Genomic DNA, 19,731 nt, shown 5'->3' with positions numbered 1-19,731 from the left:
TGCGATAACGCATAGAAGGTGGACAGAAGGTAACTGTGTCGCTGCGTCACGGTCAATCGAGTGTGGTGGCCGTCACGCTCGGGTCAGTCGACGGGGGCGACTCGGACGAGGTTGCCGTCCGGGTCGGCGACCACGAACGTCCGACCGAACACGTCGTCGTGGGGCGATTCGACGACGACGAGTCCGGCCGTCGTGGACCAGTCCCGGAACACGTCGTCGATCCTCGACGCCGGGCCGGGCAGCATCACCCCGATCTCGGACGTCCGCGGAGTGGCCGAGTGCGCATGGTCGGGGCGCCCGCTCCACAGAGCGAACGTGACGGTTCCGCCCGCGTCGAAGGCGACGTAGCGGGGGCTGCGGAAGGTCGCCTCGATGTCGAACAGCCGACTGTAGAAGTCGGTCGCGCGGTCGATGTCGGTGACGTAGACGAGAAACAGATTGGGTGCGGGCACGAGGACGCTCCTGTGTGAGTGAGGTGGATGACGGACTCCATGAAGCGCGCCATACCTGCCAGAAGCTGTCACCTATTCGGCGCACAATTCCTGTCATGACGTCCTCCCGACTTCTCGCCCTTCTACTGCTGCTGCAGACCCGGCACCGCATCACCACGGGTGAACTCGCGGAACGTCTCGAGGTGAGTCGGCGCACAGTGCTGCGCGATGTCGATGCCCTGTCGGCCGCCGGGGTGCCGGTGTACGCCGAGCGAGGACGGCACGGCGGGATCGTGCTGTTGCCGGGGGCACGACTCAATGCGTCGTACCTCGAGCCGGCAGAGATGGACGCGGTGACGCTCGCCGGTCTTGACGAGGAGCAGCGTGAGCGACTCGGTGTGACCGGGACGCACGACATGGCGATGCGCAAGATCGCGGCGCGTCGAGCAGGCGTCGAGGCGGCGAGCCGCAGTCTCGCGGAGCTGGTCGTCGTCGACAACACGAGCTGGTTCGCACCCGGTCGTGACGTCGTGAACGTCGGGGATCTGGCACTCGACCTTCGTTCCGACCGCCGACTCCTCCTGCGCTACAGCCGAAGCGGAGCGCTCGAGGCAGAAGCGGTGGTGGTCGATCCGTACGGTCTCGCCGCGAAGGCCGGACGGTGGTATCTGGTCGCCGACGTCGGTGGGCGCGGACGGCTGTTCGCACTGGCGCGGTTGGACGGGTACGAGGTCACGGGCGAGTCGAGTCACCATCGTTCCGTCGGCCTGCGCGGTGTGTGGTCCGAGCTGTCCGCGGCGGTGGAGGCGCCCGGCGACGTGATCGTCACGGCTCGTCTCCGTTCGAACAGAACAGATCTCGCCCACCGTGTGCTCGGATCGCGCATCACCGCGAGCGAGCCCGCCGGAGACGGCTGGACGCAGATGTCGATCAGATACTCGACCATCGAGGGGGTACGGCAACTGCTGCAGTTCGCCGATCACCTCGAGGTGGTGGAGCCGCACGAGGCGCGGACACGCATCGCGGAACTGGCGGCAGACCTCGCTCGTCGACATTTCTGACGGTGTCGGCGGCTCCTGTTATCTTCGCACACATGTTCGAGTCGGGGTGGGCGCAGCAGAATCCGGAGGCCATGGGCCTTCCGGTGGCGCTGACCGATGCGTCGATCGAGGAGGCTCTGGACACCGTCGTTCACGCGACCGCCGGCCTCGGCTTCCTGGAGTGGACTCGCTACCGGGCGGCCGCGCACCTCCACGCCCTGATCGTCGCGCCGGTCGAGTCCTCGGACCGCCGACGCCTGGACGCGGCGACACAGTGCGCCGCCCGCATCGCCACCGTGCTGTCCGTCAGTCAGGGTGCCGCCGACGGCATTCTCTTTCGCGCCCTCGTGTTGCGCGATCGCCTGCCGCGTGTCGCAGAGTGTCTGCGGGACGGGCTGCTCGCGCCGAAACACCTGCACACCATCGTCACTCGTACCGATCTGGTGGACGGCCGCGACTACGCCGACGAGGTCGACGCCGAGATCGCTGCCGCCCTTCGGCGTCGCCGTTCGTGGTCCGACACCCGGCTGCGGGACATGGTCGACTGCATCGTTCATCGTCATGATCCTGATGCGGTGCGCGAGAGGCGCATCAAGGCCAAGGAGAATCGCTCCTTCTGGGTCGAGAACGCTCCGGACGGCATGGCGGCCGTCGGTGCCACCCTGGCGGCCGAGGACGCGCTGCTCGTCGCAACCCGTGTCGAGGCTCTTGCTGCGAACGTCTGCTCGCGCGATCCGCGCAGCCGCAACGCTCGCGCGTCCGACGCACTGTTCGCACTCGTCACCGGCACCGGATTCGGTTGTCAGTGCGGCGATCCCACGTGCACACACACGGAGACCGACCCCGACTCGATCAGCGCGACCACCGTCGTCGTGCACGTGGTGGGTGACGCGGCCACCCTGGATGCGGTCACCGCAGCTGCATCGAGCCCGGAAGGTGCAGCCCCCGACACCTCCGGCCGCTCCGGCTTCCTGCACGGTCACGGTGTCATCTCGCCCGACCACCTGCGGGATCTGGCGAACCGTTCCGATGCCGTGCGTCGACGGATGGACGCGACGCCCGCAGCCCATCAGCCGGCCGACCCGTATCGGCCCAGCGCGGCACTCGAGACGTTCGTCCGTGCCCGGGACCAGTACTGCACGTGGCCCGGATGCAACAACCCGGCGGTGACGGCGGACCTCGACCACGTGACCGAGTACGACCACGACGACCCGGCCGCCGGTGGACAGACCACGGCGGTGAATCTCAACGGCAAGTGCCGCTTTCACCACACTCTGAAGACGTTCACCGACTTCCTCGACGATCAGTACCCCGACCCGGAGCTACCCGGCAGAGTCCTCTCGACCGTCACCACCCCGGAGGGTCGCACCGTTCCCGGTCCGGCTCACAACGGATACGACCTCCACCCGGAACTGGCCGACGTCACCTTCGACGACCCAGTGGTGCACCCGCCGCCCGGGACCGAGTCGCCACCGACGAGACGACGCACTCGCCTTGCGGCCGTTCATGCGCGGCGACGCGCTGAACGGGCACGCAACCGCCGAGCTCGAGAAGCCGCAGCGATCGACGACCCGCCACCGTTCTGAACGACGGTGGCGGGGCTGTCAGACGCGCGCGGATTCGGCGGCGGTCACGCGTCGCTGACGCAGCACACCGGCCACCACGGTGACCGCTGCCAGCACCGCGGAGAAGCCGATGGCCGTCCGCTGCTCCGGCATGATCACCATCATCACGAGGACGACGACGATGAAGCCGATCGCCAGATACGTCAGCCACGGATACAGCCACATGCGCACCGGAGGTCGGCGACCCTCCCGGTCGAGCGTGCGCCGCAACACCAACTGGCTGGCCGCGATGGCGAGGTACACGAAGAGAGCCACGGCACCGGTGGTCGCGAGCAGGTACCCGAACAGTTTCTCCGGCAGCGCGTAGTTGCCGACGACGGCCACGAATCCTAGTGCGGTGGAGGCCAGTACGGCGACGTAGGGCACGCCGCGGCTCGATACCTTGCGTACCGCCGCGGGGGCGTCGCCACGCTCGGACAGCGAGAACAACATGCGGCTCGCCGTGTACAGCGCGGAGTTCAGGCACGAGGCGACGGCGGTGAGGATGACGACGTCCATGATGCGGTCAGCGTGCGGAATGTTCATCTGCCCCAACACGAACTGGTACGAGCCGGTCTCGGCGTCGAGCTCCGCGGCCGGCACCAGGGCGACGACGATGAAGATCGAGCCGAGGTAGAAGATCATGATGCGCCAGATCACCGAGTTGACCGCGCGGGTGATGCCCTTCTTCGGATCGGGCGACTCCGCGGCGGCGATGGTGACGATCTCGGTGCCCATGAACGAGAACATCGTCGTGAGCATGGCGGCGATGACGGCACCGAAACCGAAGGGCATGAACCCGCCGTCCGACCACAGGTGCGACACCCCGCTGACGTCGCTGCCCGGCAGCAGACCCAGGATCGCGAGCACGCCGAGCGCGATGAACCCGATGATCGCGACCACCTTGATGAGCGCGAACCAGAACTCGAACTCGCCGTAGTTGCCCACGCTCAGCAGGTTGGTGACGGTGAGGATCAGCGTGATGGCGAGCGCCCAGATCCACTGGTCACCGCCGATCCACGACGACATGATCAGCGCACCGGCCGTGGCCTCGACCGGGATGACCAGCACCCAGAACCACCAGTAGAGCCACCCGACGGAGAACCCGGCCCAGTGGCCGAGCGCGCGGGTCGCATACGTGGAGAACGATCCGGTGTCGGGGTTGGCGGTCGCCATCTCCCCGAGCATGCGCATCACCAGGACGACGAGGATGCCGGCGAACAGATACGACAACAGCACGGCGGGGCCGGCCAGGTTGATCGCGGTCGCGGATCCGACGAACAGTCCGGCGCCGATGACACCGGCGATCGAGATCATGGTGATGTGACGTGGTTTCAGGCTGGTTCCCAGAGCGCCGGGTTGTCCGGTCGCGCTGACTGGGTCCGCGTCCTTGTTGTCGATCGACATGTCAGTTCTCCTCGTGAGATGCGAACCTTCCGAGTCGATCACAACGGTCGGTTCGGTGCCCGGCGCACGGCACATCTCGTCCGATTTGCCCGGTCTTTTCGGGGACTATCCTGAGGTCATGACGACGCCGACCGGACCGCGCGACAACGACGACTCGGCTCGCGACCGCGACCAGCCGACGGAGTACCTCGGCACTCCCGGTCACACGTCGGATCCGGGCAAGGCCTACGGGCAGTCCGGCTACAACCCGACCGAGGCGCTCCCGGCAGGCGACTGGTACGCCCAGCAACCGCCGTACGAGCAGGGCTACCCCCAGCAGCAGCAGTGTCCGACTCAGGGCTACCCGACACAGCAGGGTCATCCGCAGCAGCAGGGCTATCCGACGCAGGGCTATCCCCCGTACCAGCAGCCCCCGTACCAGCAGAACCAGTACCAGCAGAACCAGTACGGCGAAGCGCCCTTCCTCGAGAACGGCGACAGCAAGCCCCCGCGCGGTCCGAAGACCGCACTCATCGTCGTGGCGGCGCTCGTCGTGATCGCACTCATCGGCACCGGGGCCTATCTGCTGTACGACTCGACGTCGTCCTCGCGCACCGCGGCGCCGGCCATCACGCCGCGCTCCGCCCCGCCCACGACCACGGCGCCGCCGTCGACGAGCGTCCCGCCGCTCGGCTCGCTGCCGGGTCTGGAGCAGATTCCCGGGGGAGTGGGGGAGGCGCTGGGGTCCCAGGGGGCCTCCGTGGGCACGATCATCTCGAACGACGGCACCACCATCGTCATGGACGGGATCGGCGGGTCCACCGTCACCGTGGTGACGAACGCGAACACTCAGATCCTCGCGCTCGGCGCCGCCACGGTGGCGGACCTCGCGCCCGGCACCTCGATCGTGGTGCAGGGCACCCCGCTGGCCGACGGGTCCATCACCGCCGAGGTCATCGTCAGCGCCGGTATCGGCTTCAACTGACGCTGGGGCGTCGACAGACACCACCCAACGAGAGACACCCTCCCCCGCACAGGCGGGGGAGGGTGTCTCTCTGTCGATCAGGTCAGGCCTGGCGGGCCATTCCGCGCTCGATAGCCGCGACGATCTGCGGGCGCAGTTCGGCGGCCGCCACGATGTGGTGCACCGAACCGACGGTCCGCGCTCGCTCGATGTTGTGCACCGCCTCGAACTCGGACGCCACCTCACCGAGCTTCTCCGAGCGCACCGCGGTGCGGGTGGCCGACAGCTCCACCTGCAACCGGGCCCGCTCCGTGTCGTCCTCGGAGGAGTTCATGCGTGCCTCCAGATCGCGGACGGACGGGTCGGATGCGGTGCGCTTGTTGACGTCTCGCGTGAAGACGACGGCCGCGGCCGGTGCACCACCGAGGACGGACGCGAACGATCCCTCGACGGCCAGCACCTCCATGTTCTCGTTGAGCGCTCCGGAGAACACCACGAACGCGCCGCCGTGATACCGGGAGACCACGCAGAACACGATCGGTCCGTCGAAGTTGACGATGGCACGGCCGATCTCGGCGCCGTACTCGAGCTGCAGGTTGCGCAGCGACTCCGGTGACCCGTCGAAGCCGGACAGGTTGGCCAGCACCACCAGCGGGCGGTTGCCGCTGGCTGCGTTGATCGCACGGGCCGTCTTCTTGGACGAGCGGGGGAACAGCGTTCCCGACGTCCACTGGTCGGGGCCGTCGGACGGGAACCATCCCTTGCGCGAGATGGCACGCGATTCGATGCCGATCACCGACACCGGGTAACCGGCGAGGTGGGCGTCGAAGACGACGGACGTGTCCGCGTCGGCCATGTCGGCCCACCGCTCGAGCACGGCGTGGTCCTGATCGACCACGGCGCGCATGACGGTGCGGATGTCGAACGGCTTCTTGCGCTCCGGGTTGGTGGCCGAGGAGAAGATGTCGCCGACGGTCTTGAAGTCGCTCGACGGGTGGACGTGCGGGTAGGTCCGCACGTCGCGGTCGACCGGGTCGACGGTCGTCGTGCGGCGCGGGAAGCGTTCTCCCGGTGCGCGATACGCGTGATCGTAGTGCGCGAAGAGGACGTCGCACGCTGCTCCGAGGTTCGGAGCCCAGTACTGCGCCTGCCCGTTGGGGCCCATGACGCGGTCGTAGCCACCGATGCCGAAGTTGTCCTCCGCGGAGACGCCACCGGAGTAGTCCAGGGACTGCTTGCCGGTGAGCACCATCGCGCTCTCCGGCGTCATCACCAGGATGCCCTTGGTGTGCATGAGCATCGTGGCCTCGGCGTTCCAGTACGGCTGCGCGCCGACGTTGATGCCCGCGACGATCACGTTGATCTCGTGACCGGCCTGCGTGAAGGTGATGATGCGGCGCAGAGCCCGCGACACCCAGTCCATGTTCTCCGTGCCGCTGCCCATGGAGATGGTCGCGCCGGAGGAGAGCGCGAACCACTCGACCGGGACGTTCATCTCCTCGGCCAGGTCGATCGCGGCGACGACGCGCGCACACTCGGCCTCGGCCACCGTGCCCAACGCCTTGGTCGGATCGCCGAACAGGGCGACGCGGGTCATGCCCTCCGGGTAGAGCGCCGTCGGCGTGGACACCAGGCCCACGATGATGCCCGCGGTGTTCTGACCGTACGGACGCGAGATGGGCTGCAGCGCACCGGACTCGTCCAGGTCGTACTCGACGAAGGAACCGTCGCGCTTGGTCAGCACGGGGATCAGCTCGTACGGGTAGACGGTGCCGCGTGCCTGCGAGCGCTGCACGTTCTGCGTGTACGTGTCGAGCGGGCGCATGGGCACGGTGGGCGGGTCGGTGATCTTGGTGACCACACCGGTACCGGGTCGGTACGAGAAGCGCAGGGCCTGCATGGTGGGCTCCGCGCCGGGGCGCACCACGACGCGGGCCATCATGGTGATCTCCTCGAGACCGGCGGCCACGGTGAGCGGCGCGAGATGCCGGGCCACGATGCGCAGCTTGTCGAGCGGCAGGTTCAGCACCGGCCACACGTAGAGGACGACGCGATTGTGGTCGAGGCGGCGGTTGCCGCGGCGAGCCTGGGCGCGGCGGATGCCGTCGAGGCACGCGGAGAGTGTGCGCTCGATCGCGGGAACCGAGACCACGTTGCCCTGGGCGTCGAATTGCACTGCGGCGTCGCGTATCTCGGCCAGGGCGACCAGTCGCTCGTCCTTGGGGTTGTCCTTCGCCACCAGATCGAACAGGTACGTGCCGGGTGCGGAGGGGATGCGGGTGCCGTCGAAGTTCTTGAGGCGCCACAGGTCCAGTCGCTGACCGGTGAGCGGATGCAGGTCGCGGAGCGAGACGTCCTCTGTCAGAACGCCTGCCTGCGGCCGGAACGTCACCTGGCGCGAGATGCCGGTGCCGCGTCCGAAGACGGTGACCGTGACGCGACGCCACGACGTGGTCGCCGGGTGTGCGGCGATCTCGGTGCGCAGCTCCTCGACCACCTGGTCGCCGTCCTCGGGAGCTGTCGGCCACGAGAGGTACAGGTCCACCGCGAGGTTCTCGGGTGCCGGCCCCGCGGTCTCGGTGAGCGCCACCAGCGTCGACGAGAGGCCGGCGCGATCGGTCATCGTCGAGAGCAGGTTGACCTTGCCGCCGACGAGGGTGAAGGTGCCCGAGACATAGTGCTGCCCTTCGCGATCGAAGGCCTTCACGTCCTCGAAGTCACGGATCTCGTAGTACTGGCGGGTGATCACCTCGAGCAGGGCGCCCGGGTCGGACATGCGCTGGGAGAGCAGCTCCACGAGCGGCTCCTCCGTGGCGACCAGGGCGTCGATGCGCTCCTGGTGATCGTCGGCGTCGGGCCGCTCGGCCAGGTACTGCAGACTGCCGCGGACACCGTCGTAGACCTGCTCGCGCGCCTTGCGGATCTGCGGCTCGTCGAACAACTGGAAACGGAGGTTGCGGGCGACGTCGCCGATCACCGGGTACCGCACCTGGGTCGCGACGACGAGGCGGTCGAGCACCTCACCGACGGCGCTGTCCGCGTCGGGGGCGACCGACGGGTCGGCGATCCACCGATCGAGGAGCGCCGCGATGGCCGGCACCTGGTTCTCGATGCGCTGCTGCGCCAGGAAGAGTCGGTAGACGGCCTCCTCGAGATCGGTGCCGCGATCGAGATCGTTCTTGTCGTAGTGCCGCAGTGCGCGAGCCAGCTTGTCGCGGAACTCGTCCGGCAGGCCCTGGACGTCGGCGTCGAGCGACTGCAGGAACGCGTGGAAGTGCTCGCGCGGACTGTGGACGCGCTCGTCGGTGCCCTCTTCGTCCATGGTCGGACGGTTACGCGTCAGCTCGCACATGTCGGCGAAGGTGGTGAGCAGGTCCAGCTCGGCGCGGACCAGCTCGCCGTCCTTGCGCGGGAGTGCCCCGCGCAGAGCGTCGTACTCGGCGATGGTGGCGAGCGCACGGGACGCGCTGACGTCGAATCCGCTGAGAAGAGCCCGCAGTTCGTCGAGACGGGCCAGTGCGTCGATGCGGTCGTCGCGGTCGGCGTCGCCGCACGGCGAGCGGAACTCGACCCGGGCGGTGGTGGAGGCGGCGGCCGTCTCACCGATCGGGTCGACGCGCAGCAACGCCGCGCCGTTGTCGACCTGTGCGTTGACGACGGCGAGCACCTCGCTCACCCGACCGGCAGAGGCGGCGCGCACCGCGGTCTCCATCTTCATGGCTTCGAGGACCACGAGCGTCTGTCCCGCCTCGACCTCGTCGCCCACGGCGACCGGCACGGCGACGACGACGGCGGGGGCAGGTGCGCGCACCAGGCCGGCCTCGTCCTGGCTGATCTGGTGGCTCACGCCGTCGATCTCGACGAGATACCCGGCGGGGCCGGGCACGGTGACGACGGAGTAGCGGGTGCCGTCGATCTCGGCGCGACGCTCGAAGGTGCCGAGCCGCTCGATGTCGATGGTGATCTCGTGGTCGTCGACCGCGACCAGGTAGCGGTGCGGTCCCACCTGGCCGACGGTCAGGCGGTAGCCCTGGCCCTGGTAGTTGAGCTCGACCGTGCGGCCGATGTCGTGGCTGGCGCGGGGACGGCCGCCGCGGGCGGACAGCAGGAACTTGGCGCGCTCACGGGCCTCGTCCGCGTCGTAGGCGTCGACGGCCGCGGCGATCAGTGCGACGTCGGCGACGCGGGTGGGGCCCTCCGCGGTGCCCGCGCCGGTGCGGTCGAGCCAGCCGGTGTCGGCAGTGGCGTCGATGAGCTCCTCGCGGTCGAGCAGGTCGAGCAGGAACGACTTCGTGGTGGTGCCGCCGTCGATGACGACGGTGGTCTCGCGAAGTGCGGTGCGCAGCCGGGCGAGGGCCTCGGAACGGTCACGGCCCCAGGCGATGACTTTCGCGACCATGGAGTCGTAGTCGGGCGGGATGACGTCGCCCTGGGCGATGCCCGTGTCGACGCGCAGGCCCGATCCGAGCGGGAACTTCAGCAACCGGACGGTGCCGGGCGCCGGTGCGAAACCGTTGTCGGCGTCCTCGGCGTTGAGTCGTGCCTCGACGGCGTGACCGAACTCGGTCGGGCAGTCGCCCTCGAGCACGTGGCCGCCCGCGACGAGGATCTGCAGCTTGACCAGGTCGAGGCCCGTCGTCACCTCGGTGATGGGGTGCTCGACCTGCAGGCGCGTGTTGACCTCGAGGAACGTGAAGATCTTCTGCTCGGGCTGGTAGAGGTACTCCACCGTGCCGGCGCCGTGATATCCGGCGGCGCGGACCAGCTCCGCGGAGGCGGCGCGCAGCTCGTCGGCCTGCTCCCGGGTCAGGACGGCCGAACTGGACTCCTCGATGACCTTCTGGTTGCGACGCTGGATCGAGCAGTCGCGGACGCCGGGTGCCCACACGTTGCCGTGGGTGTCGGCGATGACCTGGACCTCGACGTGGCGCGCCTCGGTGACGAGCCGCTCGAGGAAGACGACAGGGTCGCCGAACGAGCGCTCGGCCTCACCCTGGGTGCGCTCGAGTGCGAGCTCGAGCTCGTCCTCGGCGAAGACCTTGCGGATACCGCGACCGCCACCGCCGCTGCGCGCCTTGATGATCAGGGGATAACCGATGGCGGCGGCGTGCCGACGTGCATCGGCGCGGGTCTCGACGGGACCACCGCTCCACGGCGCGACCGGGACGCCCACCTTCTCGGCGAGGATCTTGGCCTCGACCTTGTCGCCGAGCAGGCGCATCGAGGCAGCGGACGGGCCGATGAACGTGATGCCCAGGCGAGCGCAGATGTCGGCGAAGGTCGGGTCCTCGGCGACGAAGCCCCAGCCGACCCACACGGCGTCGGCGCGGGCCTCGACGAGTGCGCGCTCGAGTTCGACATAGTCGAGGTACGGGTTCTGCACGCCCGTCTTGCTGAGCGTGACGGCCTCGTCGGCCTGGCGGACGAACATCGCCTTCCGCTCGGCGTCGGTGTGCAGAGCGATGACGCGCAGAGGCTCGGCGGACCGCGATTCGTTGTTCAGCTCGCGTACCGCTCGGATGAGGCGAACAGCTGCTTCGCCTCGGTTGACTACTGCTATGCGTGTGAACATGCGCTCCGCCGTCTCGAAGGGAAAGTGTCTTCCGAGCCAGTGTGACGGTCCACGAGCGTACTGGCGAGTACATCTCACCAACGCCCGAAAGGGTCGTGATCGGTCACTGACCTGTGGCGATGCGCTACCCACGGGTATACCGGCGGGTAATGACACGATGGGCCGACGACGGCGCCGTGCCTCGGGAAAAGTACAGTGGAGAGCGATGACAGCGATGTGGTTCGGCCTTGCTCTGATCGCACTCCTCGGTGCGGTGGCACTGCTGTACATCGATCGCGCCCGCCGCGGACAGCAGGGCCGGGTGCGTCAGATCTGGGCGAAAGCGCAGGGCTACCACTACGTTCCCGCCGATCCCGACCTGCCGTCGACCTTCTCGCGCGCGGCCATGGCGAACCAGGAGTTCCTCGGTGCCGTCGACGTGGTCGAGGGTGTGCGACGCGGCGAGGAGTTCGTCCTGTTCGACCTCGAGGACGCCGCGACCGTCGTGGCGGTGCGCCGCGAGGTGGGATCCGACGTCGACCTCGATCTGCGGTCCCGCACGACGCCGCCGCCGAAGGAGGCCGACATGCAGCTCCTCGGCTCGCTGGGTCCGCGCATCATCTTCGCGACCGACCTCGACGTGGCACGGCGAGTCTGTGACCAGCGCATGGTCGCATTCACGCACTCGGTGCCCGATGTGGTGCAGCTGCTGTGGAGCGAGGGTCCGTGGACGCTGGGCACCGTTCCGGTGGGCAGTTCGGGACGCGACTGGGACGCCGCGATCGACGCCGTCACCCGCCTGTCCGGCCTTCTGCACGTGTTGCCGCCCTCGCGGCGCCGCGCAGCACCCGGACGCGACGACTGATCGTTTCATCAGCCACGTGCTGCCGTGAGGAACCTCACCCGTTAGTCTCGTGCGCATGTCGACTCCAACACCGCGGCCCATCGCACTCGTCACCGGTCCGACGTCCGGCATCGGCGGCGGGTTCGCCCGCCGTCTCGCCGCCAGTGGCCACGACCTCGTCCTGGTCGCCCGCGACACCGTCAGGCTCGAGGCACTGGCCGACGAGCTACGCGCGTCGTACGGCACCTCGTCGGAGATCCTGGGCGCGGACCTCGCGACCGAGGAGGGCCGCGCTGCCGTGGTCGCCCGACTGCAGGAGGGCGTGCAGGTCCTGATCAACAACGCCGGCTTCGGCACGTCCGGCGAGTTCTGGACGGCGGATCCCGCGCTGCTGCAGTCGCAGCTCGACGTCAACGTCACCGCCGTCATGCAGTTCACCCGCGCGGCGCTGCCGTCGATGATCGCGGGTGCGAAGGGCTCGGTGATCAACGTGGCCAGCGTCGCCGGCCTGATGTCGGGTCGCGGTTCCACGTACTCCGCGTCGAAGGCGTACGTCGTCTCGTTCAGCGAGGGTCTCGCGGGCGGTCTCGCCGGCACCGGCGTCCGCATCCAGGCTCTGTGCCCGGGCTTCGTGCGGACCGAGTTCCACGAGCGCGCCGGCATCGAGATGTCGTCGATTCCGTCGTTCATGTACCTCTCCGTGGACCAGGTCGTCGACGCCTCGCTCGCCGACCTGGAGAAGAACACCGTGCTGAGTGTGCCTGGGCTTCAGTACAAGTCACTGACTTCGGTATCGCGTCTGGTGCCCCGTACCATCGCTCGCCGCGTGGTCTCCCTGGTCGGCAGCGCGCGCGGTCGCACGTAGGCTCCGGCGGCCGGGGCGAACCCTCGACCTCGGGTCGACGTTCATACTCGACGGCGCTATGTTTCTGGTGTGACTGTTGTGGCCCTGGTGGCGTTCGTGATGATCATCGGTATCGGCTGGATCGTGTCGGTCGTCCGGCGGACACGTCGGTCGGCCGACTCCGTCGCTGCCGGACTGAACCTGCTCGAGATCGAGCTCGATCGACGACGGGCCGTGATCCCCGATCTCGTGCGCGCTGCCGTCGACGCCGATCTCGACCGCGCCGCCGTGAACCAACTCGTCGGAGCGCGGTCGCTGTCGGCCATGATGCGGGATCGGCGCGCCGAGCTCGGCGCCCGGGCCGGCGCCGAGAACGCGCTGTCGGTCGCGCTGCACGAGGTGCTCTTCGACGGTCGGGCCAGTGGGCCTCTCGGGTGGGACTTCAGCTCGCCCGCAACGGAACTCGATCGCATCGAGCATCGCGTCGCCGGGGCCGTCCGCGTGTACAACACGCAGGCCTCGTCGTTGGCCTCGCTCGCCGACTCGCCGCTGTCCGGACCCGTCGTCCGGCTGTTGGGCGTCCGGGCGCCCGAGGTGTTCGCCGAGACCGCGGACGCCGACACGGCATGGTTGCGGGCGCCGCAGCACGCCGCCTGAGCGCACCCGATAGATTCACTGCTCGTGGCAGCTACCGAGAAGTCCGAACTGGCAGAACTGGTCCGCGAGTTGGCCGTCGTGCACGGGAAGGTGACGCTGTCGTCGGGCACGGAAGCCGACTACTACGTCGACCTCCGCCGTGCGACGCTGCACCACCGCGCCGGTGCCCTCATCGGGCAGCTCATGCGAGAACTGGTGTCGGACTGGGATTTCGACGCCGTGGGCGGACTCACCATGGGTGCCGACCCCGTCGCGTTGGCGGTCATGCACGCGCCGGGCCGTCCCATCGACGCGTTCGTCGTCCGCAAGGCGGCCAAGGCCCACGGCATGCAGCGCCAGATCGAGGGCCCGGACATCGTGGGCAAACGGGTCCTGGTCGTCGAGGACACCACCACCACCGGCAACTCCCCGCTCACGGCCGTCGCGGCTCTGCGTGACGCCGGTGCCGTCGTGGTGGGCGTCGCGACGGTGGTGGACCGCGCCACCGGCGCCGACGCGGTCATCGCGGCCGAGGGTCTCGAGTACCGGTCCCTCCTCGGTCTGGGCGACCTGAACCTCTGAGCTCTACTGCCAGCCGACGGCGGTGAAGGGCGCGTTCGTCGTCACGCGGCCGACGATGCCGGCGTGCGCGAAGTCCTTGGCCGTGGCCACCGCGTCCTGGACCGAGGAACCCTTCGCCAGCTCGGCGGTGATGGCGGCGGCGAAGATGCAGCCGGCTCCGGAGACGCGCTCCTCGCCGATCTTCGGCGCACGGAACACCGAGACGTCGGTGCCGTCGAACAGGACGTCGACGGCCTCGTCGCCGGGCAGACCCGCGCCGCCCTTGACCACCACGTAGCGCGGTCCGAGGTCCGCGATGCGGCGGGCGGCCTCCGACAGATCGTCGACGGACTCGATCGAGTCCATTCCCGACAGGGTCTGCGCCTCGAAGAGATTGGGCGTGACGACGGTCGCGAGCGGGAGGATCTCGGCGCGCAGGGCGTTGTCCGTGTCCAGCGCCGCGCCCGGCTCCTGGCCCTTGCAGATGAGGACGGGATCCACGACGACGTGTCGCCACGGCTGCTGACGGAGCGACTCGGCGACGGTGGCAACGGTCTCGGGTGTGCCGAGCATGCCGATCTTCACGACGTCCAGTGAGTGGGCAGCCGTCGCCGCCTCGATCTGGTCGGCGATCACCGGTCCGGCGATGGGGACGAAACGGTGGCCCCACCCGGCCTTCGGATCGAACGAGACGATGCAGGTGATGGTGCCGACGCCGTAGACCCCGAGCCGCTCGAACGTCTTGAGGTCGGCCTGCAGGCCGGCGCCTCCCGTGGCTTCGGATCCGGCGATGACGTAGGCGAGTGTCGGCATGTCTTCATCATCCCAAAACGCCGAGAGCGCGTGGGTGCGGGGCCGAGAGAGCCCCCGCACCCACGCGCTCGGTCGTCAGGAGCGAGTGCCCTTGCGACGCGAGAGTGCGAACGCACCGACACCCGCGACGGCGACGACGGCCACGCCGGTGCCGATCGCGGCGACGGGCAGTCCGCCCTCGTCGTTCGAGGCACTCGCCTGATCCGACCCCGCGAGGCTCGACTCGGACGACACGAGACCGATCTCCGGCAGTTCGCCGGCGACGATGACGTTGCCCTCCTCGTCGTCGGTGAAGTAGTCGACCACCTTGAACGTGCGCGTCGGGCCGTCGACGTAGAAGCCGATGAGACGGATTCCGGAGGCGGTGACCTCGACCGTGGTGGAGTCGATGGTGGCGACCTCGACGTCCTCCTTCTTCTCGTCGCCGACCTCGACCGTGACGGTCTCCTTGGCGGCGTTCTCCGCGGCAGCCTCGTCGGCGGCCTTCTTGTCCGCGGCATCCTTCGCAGCTGCGTCGGCCTCGGCCTTCGCTGCTGCGGCGGCCTCGGCTGCTGCTGCCGCCTCGGCGTCACCGGCTGCTTCGAGCCGCTTCGCGTTCTCCTCGGCGACCGTGGCGGCCACCTGCGTCGTCGCTGCCTTGACGACAGCGGCGAAGAGCGTCGACGCCTTCGCATACGCGGCCTGGATCGCCGTGGTGACCTTGGCGGCGTCGAGCGTCGCGAACGCGTCACCGACGGCCGTCAACGACTCCTCGGCAGCCTTCGTGGCCTCCTCCGCGGCGGTGCGCGCGGCGGCTGCGGCCTCGGCCTTCGCATCGGCGTCCGCACGCGCGGCCTCTGCCTCGGTCGGATCCGCGGCAGCGTCGCCCTCGAGCTCGTCGGCCTTGTCCTTCGCAGCGTCGGCCTCGGCCTGAGCGGCGTCCGCCTTGCTCTTCTCCTCGTCCGCTGCAGCCTTGGCGGCGTCCGCCTCTTCCTGCGCCTTGGCGGCGACACCGGCGGCGACGATGCTCTCCTGCTCGGCGACCGACGCCGATTCCTCGGCCTTGGATGCCTCGAGCTCGGCCTTCGCTTCGTCGACCTCGGCCTCGGCAGCGGCGTCGCCGCCCTGCGCTGCGGCGATGGCGTCGTCGAGGAATGCCTGCGCCTTCTTGATGGCGTCGACGGCGGCCTTGGTGGCGTCCTTGGCCACCTGCAGTGCCTTCTTCTCGTCCTCGGTCAGCTTCGCGTCGATGTCGACCTTGATGGAGGAGTTGCCCTCGTCGTCGACCACGACGGAACCGGTGACCTGCGGCAGCGGCCGGGCCGGGGGAGCGGTGGTGGGCACGGTGGTGACCGGCGGCGCATCCGTCGCCGAGGGTTCCTGCTCGGTGCTCGACGTGGCGGGAGCCTCGGTGGTGGTGCTCGTGGAGGACTCGCTGCTCTCCGAGCTGTCCGGCTGATCCTGCTGGGCGACGGCCACGGCGGGTGCGGCGACAGCCAGCGACACGGCGAGCACGGCGCCTGCTGCAGCGAGCCGCGTCCTGCGGGCACGGGTGATGGACTTGTCCGACATGAATGGCCTTTCGATACCGAAGACGGCATTCCTGCCGTATCCGAGAAGCGGTGAAGAATGGTGTACGCGTCCCCCGACCGAACAGAACGTACCTTCCGGTCCGCCTAGACCTTTACTTCAGAGTTACTTCGTCATCGAAGTGTGACCTTTGGTGCAGATGGTGTTCATGCGGTGAATGTGACTGGTGTGATTCGGTTTTCCCTGGTCAGTCGCCGACGGTGAGCGCTGTCGCCTCGTCGACGCTGTGCGGTGCCGGGTCGTGGTCGTCGACGTGTGCGAGGACCTTCCGGCCGGTCGCCAGGACGCCGATGGCCAGGAAGGTGCAGGCGGCGCCCACCCAGAACGGCACGTGCACATTGGATTCACCGAGCTTGCCGGCGAGGTACGGGGCGGCAGCGCCGCCGGCGAACCGCACGAAGCTGTAGGCCGCCGAGGCGGTCGACCGTTCGACCGGCGCCGAGATCATGACGGTCTCGGTGATGAGGGTGTTGTTGACGCCGAGGAACAGTCCGGCGAGGACGACGCACACGATCAGAACCGGCTTGCTCTCCGTGAACAGAGCCATCGCGGCGAGGTCGGCGGCGAAGAGGAGCAGCGCGAGCATCATCATGTTCAGCGTCCCGAACCGGCGCTGCAGGCGCGGTGCGAGGAACACCGAGGCCACCGCGAGCGCGAGTCCCCAGCCGAAGAAGATGAAGCCGATCGCGTAGGTGCCGAGGTCGAGCGGGAACGGCGTGTAGGCGAGCAGGGTGAAGAATCCGTAGTTGTACAGCAGTGCCGTGATGCCGACCGTGAGCAGCCCGCGGTGCCGCAGTGCGCGGAAGGGGTCCGCGAGAGAGGTTCGGTGCGTGGGCTTCTCGCCCTCCGGCAGCATGACGACGAGCAGCACGACGGCCACGGCCATCAGGACGGCGACGCCGAAGAACGGGCCCCGCCAGCTGATGCTGCCCAGGACGCCGCCGACCAGCGGGCCGGTGGCGATGCCGATGCCCAGTGCGGCCTCGTACAGGATGATGGCCCGCGCGACGCCACCGCTCGCGGCGCCGACGATCGTCGCCAGGGCGGTCGCGATGAAGAGTGCGTTGCCCAGTCCCCAGCCGGCGCGGAACCCGACGATCTGGGTGATGGTGCTCGACGAGCCTGCTAGCGCGGCGAACACGATGATGATCGCGAGACCGGCCAGCAGTGTCTTCTTCGGGCCGAAGCGCGACGAGACGACGCCCGTGACGAGCATCGCCACGCCCGTCACCAGCATGTAGGACGTGAACAGAAGAGACACCTGCGACGGTGTCGCGTTCAACTGTTCGCCGATGGGCTTGAGAATGGGATCGACGAGGCCGATCCCCATGAAGGCGATGACACTGGCGAACGCCACTGCCCACACGGCCTTCGGTTGCTGCAGAAGGCTCGGCTGGGACGCGTCCTTCTTCTCCTCGATCGTCGTCACGGGTGTTCCTTTCGTGCTGTGTTCTTGAGTACCGAGCGCAGGTCGTCGAGGCCCTCGACGATGCGTCGGAGTTGGTCGGGATCGGGCTCGCCCAGGTGGCGGAGCAGTCCGTCGCCGATGGCGCGACGCGAGTCGGCGAGCCAAGTGCGTCCGTGGTCCGAGATCGACACGACCACGGCGCGGGAGTCGGTCGGATCCGTCATGCGGTCGACGAGACCGTTCTCGTGGAGCGTGCGCAGCAGGGCTGTCGCCGAGGGTTGCGAGCATCGGTCGAGGCGGGCGAACTCGCTGATCCGGATCGCGCCGTACTCGTCGAGCAGGGAGAGCGCGCGCGACCACGTACGGGGATGCTCCGCGGGCGCGACCGAGGCCGCGAGCCGGGTGAAGCGCGAGGTCGTGGTGACCAGTTCGGACAGCAGTGTCCTCAGTTCGTCGGTTCGCATCGCCGTGGTCTGCACTCCCTTAACGTTACATAAGCTAACTATCGAAATCCAGTGTGGGGTCGGTTACGGTGTCCGCATGCCGTCCGGGTCGTCCGCCACGCTGGTCCGCAGGGCCACGGCCCTGGCCTACGCCGTCGCTGCGGCGGGCACCATCGTCGGTGCCGCCACGCACCGACCCGTCGTGCAGACGGTGTGCAAGCCGCTCCTCATGCCGATTCTCGCGGTGCGATCCGGCGCCCACCGCTCGCCACTGCTGGCTGCGGGGCTCTCGGCGGCGACGCTCGGCGACGTGGCGATGATCGATCCGGACGACGATCGCCGGTTCACCGCGGGGGCGTCGTCGTTCGCCGTCATGCAGGGGTGCTGGTCGGTGCTGTTGCATCGCAACGGTTCTCGCGCGCGGCCGCACCATGCTCTGCTTCGAGCGGCTGGATGGGCGGGCGGCGCCGTGCTGGCCACGAGACGCGCCCCGACCATTGCACCGATCTCCATGGCCTACGGCGTCGCCCTCGGTGCCATGTCCCTTCTCGGTGCGGACGGCGACACCCGTGCCGTCGTCGGATCGACGCTGTTCACCGTCTCCGACGGCATGGTGCTCGTGCGGCGGACCACGGCCGACGCGCGCCTGCGCGACGTCCTCGAGGTCGCGGTGCTCGCGACCTACATCGGCGCTCAGTACGCGCTCGTCGACTCCCTCACGGGAACAGCGTCGGGGTTCCCGACTCGAGATCGAGCAGCAGGCGTTTGCGCTCGACGCCGCCGGCGAAACCCGTGAGGCTGCCGGACATTCCGATGACGCGGTGGCACGGCACGACGATCGACAACGGGTTCCGGGCGTTGGCCGACGCCACCGCTCGCACCGAGGTGGGCCGGCCGACGGCGACGGCCAGAGCGGAGTACGTCCACGTCTCGCCGTAGGGGATCGTGCGGAGCGCGGCCCACACCTCGTTCTGGAATTCGGTGCCCACCGGGGCCAGCTCGAGATCGAAGCGGCGCCGCCGGCCGCCGAAGTACTCCGCCAACTGATCGCGGATCTCGTCGAACCCGTCCGCCCGGGCGGTGCCGATCCGGCCGGGAGCCGGTGCCGGACGGTGACCGGGAAAGTAGACGCCCGACAGCGCCGTCCCGGTGCGCACGACGGTGAGAGGACCCACCGGGGTGTCGAGAACGGTGTGGTGCCGGGTCGAGTCGGTCGGTGTCACAACCGGATCCGCGTCCGGTCGTCGGGATCGACGACGACAGGAACGGTCGCGCCGACCTCGTACCGAACGGACCCCGTGCGTCGGACAGTGCCCGGGTAGGACCCCGACCCCGGCACGGTGATCGTGAGGTCGACCTCCGTCTCGGCTCCGACCTCCCGTACCTCGTCGACGACGGCCCACCCCTCGAGCCCGTGGTCGCGCATGCGGCGTTCGTCGGCGGTGGGGCGCCCGGCAGCCATCATCGCGAGTCCGAGTGCCGCGCCGAAGCCCGCGACCAGCGCAGCGATCTGATACGGAACGGTGCCGTCCGGGGCCTTGGGGAGCAGCACGAGCGCCCAGACCGCCAGCACGACGACGTAGATGGCGGTGACCACGGCCACCGCCCGACCCACTCTCTCGTGGTCCATCGACTCG

Annotated in this window: 17 protein-coding genes; 8 read left to right on the top strand and 9 right to left on the bottom strand. The window is 68.9% G+C overall.

What is annotated here, in order from left to right; genetic code table 11:
• Nucleotides 1-83: 83 nt before the first annotated feature.
• A complete protein-coding gene (locus OHB23_RS02340) occupies nt 84-452 on the bottom strand; it encodes a VOC family protein (RefSeq protein ID WP_222633156.1) in 369 nt (122 codons plus the stop codon).
• 95 nt (nt 453-547) lie between these two features.
• On the opposite strand from OHB23_RS02340, the gene OHB23_RS02335 reads away from it, so the two are divergent.
• Together OHB23_RS02335 and OHB23_RS02330 are read left to right on the top strand one after the other, a co-directional pair.
• Nucleotides 548-1,492, top strand: a complete 945-nt coding sequence (locus tag OHB23_RS02335; protein WP_328810794.1) for a helix-turn-helix transcriptional regulator — start codon at nt 548-550, stop codon at nt 1,490-1,492.
• Between the two features lie 32 nt (nt 1,493-1,524).
• A complete protein-coding gene (locus tag OHB23_RS02330) occupies nt 1,525-3,057 on the top strand; it encodes an HNH endonuclease signature motif containing protein (RefSeq protein ID WP_328810793.1) in 1,533 nt (510 codons plus the stop codon).
• Between the two features lie 18 nt (nt 3,058-3,075).
• Here the strand turns inward: OHB23_RS02330 and OHB23_RS02325 are convergent, their stop codons facing one another.
• On the bottom strand, nt 3,076-4,482 hold the full coding sequence (locus OHB23_RS02325; protein WP_027506428.1) for an amino acid permease: 1,407 nt from the start codon (nt 4,480-4,482) through the stop codon (nt 3,076-3,078).
• Nucleotides 4,483-4,600: 118 nt separating this feature from the next.
• On the opposite strand from OHB23_RS02325, the gene OHB23_RS02320 reads away from it, so the two are divergent.
• Nucleotides 4,601-5,446: a hypothetical protein gene (locus OHB23_RS02320; RefSeq protein ID WP_328810792.1), complete on the top strand. Its 846-nt coding sequence runs from the start codon at nt 4,601-4,603 to the stop codon at nt 5,444-5,446.
• Between the two features lie 82 nt (nt 5,447-5,528).
• Here OHB23_RS02320 and OHB23_RS02315 read toward each other — a convergent pair whose 3' ends face one another.
• A complete protein-coding gene (locus OHB23_RS02315) occupies nt 5,529-10,997 on the bottom strand; it encodes an ATP-binding protein (protein WP_328810791.1) in 5,469 nt (1,822 codons plus the stop codon).
• A 214-nt stretch (nt 10,998-11,211) separates the two neighbouring features.
• On the opposite strand from OHB23_RS02315, the gene OHB23_RS02310 reads away from it, so the two are divergent.
• The 4 genes from OHB23_RS02310 to pyrE all read left to right on the top strand — a co-directional run bounded on the left by OHB23_RS02310 (nt 11,212) and on the right by pyrE (nt 13,882).
• On the top strand, nt 11,212-11,841 hold the full coding sequence (locus OHB23_RS02310; protein WP_056444305.1) for a hypothetical protein: 630 nt from the start codon (nt 11,212-11,214) through the stop codon (nt 11,839-11,841).
• A gap of 55 nt (nt 11,842-11,896) precedes the next feature.
• Nucleotides 11,897-12,685: an SDR family NAD(P)-dependent oxidoreductase gene (locus OHB23_RS02305; protein ID WP_204869786.1), complete on the top strand. Its 789-nt coding sequence runs from the start codon at nt 11,897-11,899 to the stop codon at nt 12,683-12,685.
• Nucleotides 12,686-12,754: 69 nt separating this feature from the next.
• Complete coding sequence (locus OHB23_RS02300) at nt 12,755-13,321, top strand: hypothetical protein (protein ID WP_156380596.1); 567 nt, start codon at nt 12,755-12,757, stop codon at nt 13,319-13,321.
• A 24-nt stretch (nt 13,322-13,345) separates the two neighbouring features.
• Nucleotides 13,346-13,882 (top strand): orotate phosphoribosyltransferase, encoded by a 537-nt coding sequence (gene pyrE, locus OHB23_RS02295; RefSeq protein WP_037186299.1) that lies wholly within the window; start codon nt 13,346-13,348, stop codon nt 13,880-13,882.
• Nucleotides 13,883-13,885: 3 nt separating this feature from the next.
• Here the strand turns inward: pyrE and thiD are convergent, their stop codons facing one another.
• From thiD to OHB23_RS02275, 4 genes are all read right to left on the bottom strand, one after another.
• The gene (gene thiD, locus OHB23_RS02290) at nt 13,886-14,674 is read right to left on the bottom strand and encodes a bifunctional hydroxymethylpyrimidine kinase/phosphomethylpyrimidine kinase (protein WP_056443661.1); all 789 of its coding nucleotides are present in this window, start codon (nt 14,672-14,674) and stop codon (nt 13,886-13,888) included.
• 75 nt (nt 14,675-14,749) lie between these two features.
• Nucleotides 14,750-16,225, bottom strand: a complete 1,476-nt coding sequence (locus OHB23_RS02285) for a hypothetical protein (RefSeq protein ID WP_328810790.1) — start codon at nt 16,223-16,225, stop codon at nt 14,750-14,752.
• Nucleotides 16,226-16,430: 205 nt separating this feature from the next.
• On the bottom strand, nt 16,431-17,672 hold the full coding sequence (locus OHB23_RS02280; RefSeq protein WP_222638856.1) for an MFS transporter: 1,242 nt from the start codon (nt 17,670-17,672) through the stop codon (nt 16,431-16,433).
• Nucleotides 17,669-18,115: a MarR family winged helix-turn-helix transcriptional regulator gene (locus tag OHB23_RS02275; protein WP_056444311.1), complete on the bottom strand. Its 447-nt coding sequence runs from the start codon at nt 18,113-18,115 to the stop codon at nt 17,669-17,671. The genes OHB23_RS02280 and OHB23_RS02275 overlap by 4 nt, the downstream gene beginning before the upstream one ends.
• A gap of 76 nt (nt 18,116-18,191) precedes the next feature.
• Between OHB23_RS02275 and OHB23_RS02270 the strand changes: the two genes are divergently transcribed.
• Nucleotides 18,192-18,890, top strand: a complete 699-nt coding sequence (locus tag OHB23_RS02270) for a lysoplasmalogenase (protein ID WP_328810789.1) — start codon at nt 18,192-18,194, stop codon at nt 18,888-18,890.
• Here OHB23_RS02270 and OHB23_RS02265 read toward each other — a convergent pair.
• Nucleotides 18,811-19,317, bottom strand: a complete 507-nt coding sequence (locus OHB23_RS02265) for a methylated-DNA--[protein]-cysteine S-methyltransferase (RefSeq protein ID WP_222626475.1) — start codon at nt 19,315-19,317, stop codon at nt 18,811-18,813. The genes OHB23_RS02270 and OHB23_RS02265 overlap by 80 nt on opposite strands.
• A complete protein-coding gene (locus OHB23_RS02260; RefSeq protein WP_027506420.1) occupies nt 19,314-19,724 on the bottom strand; it encodes a hypothetical protein in 411 nt (136 codons plus the stop codon). The genes OHB23_RS02265 and OHB23_RS02260 overlap by 4 nt, the downstream gene beginning before the upstream one ends.
• Between the last annotated feature and the right edge of the window lie 7 nt (nt 19,725-19,731).

This window comes from Rhodococcus sp. NBC_00294 (genome assembly GCF_036163995.1).
Lineage (GTDB): Bacteria > Actinomycetota > Actinomycetes > Mycobacteriales > Mycobacteriaceae > Rhodococcoides.
This window is presented reverse-complemented; position numbering and strand designations above follow the sequence as displayed.

Excerpts from the sequence above, each read along its gene's own strand:
- OHB23_RS02335 (WP_328810794.1), top strand. The coding sequence starts at position 548 with ATGACGTCCTCCCGACTTCTCGCCCTTCTACTGCTGCTGCAGACCCGG.
- OHB23_RS02310 (WP_056444305.1), top strand. The coding sequence starts at position 11,212 with ATGTGGTTCGGCCTTGCTCTGATCGCACTCCTCGGTGCGGTGGCACTG.
- OHB23_RS02330 (WP_328810793.1), top strand. The coding sequence starts at position 1,525 with ATGTTCGAGTCGGGGTGGGCGCAGCAGAATCCGGAGGCCATGGGCCTT.
- OHB23_RS02305 (WP_204869786.1), top strand. The coding sequence starts at position 11,897 with ATGTCGACTCCAACACCGCGGCCCATCGCACTCGTCACCGGTCCGACG.
- OHB23_RS02325 (WP_027506428.1), bottom strand. The coding sequence starts at position 4,482 with ATGTCGATCGACAACAAGGACGCGGACCCAGTCAGCGCGACCGGACAA.
- OHB23_RS02260 (WP_027506420.1), bottom strand. The coding sequence starts at position 19,724 with ATGGACCACGAGAGAGTGGGTCGGGCGGTGGCCGTGGTCACCGCCATC.
- OHB23_RS02270 (WP_328810789.1), top strand. The coding sequence starts at position 18,192 with ATGCCGTCCGGGTCGTCCGCCACGCTGGTCCGCAGGGCCACGGCCCTG.
- OHB23_RS02320 (WP_328810792.1), top strand. The coding sequence starts at position 4,601 with ATGACGACGCCGACCGGACCGCGCGACAACGACGACTCGGCTCGCGAC.
- thiD (WP_056443661.1), bottom strand. The coding sequence starts at position 14,674 with ATGCCGACACTCGCCTACGTCATCGCCGGATCCGAAGCCACGGGAGGC.
- OHB23_RS02275 (WP_056444311.1), bottom strand. The coding sequence starts at position 18,115 with ATGCGAACCGACGAACTGAGGACACTGCTGTCCGAACTGGTCACCACG.
- OHB23_RS02285 (WP_328810790.1), bottom strand. The coding sequence starts at position 16,225 with ATGTCGGACAAGTCCATCACCCGTGCCCGCAGGACGCGGCTCGCTGCA.
- OHB23_RS02315 (WP_328810791.1), bottom strand. The coding sequence starts at position 10,997 with ATGTTCACACGCATAGCAGTAGTCAACCGAGGCGAAGCAGCTGTTCGC.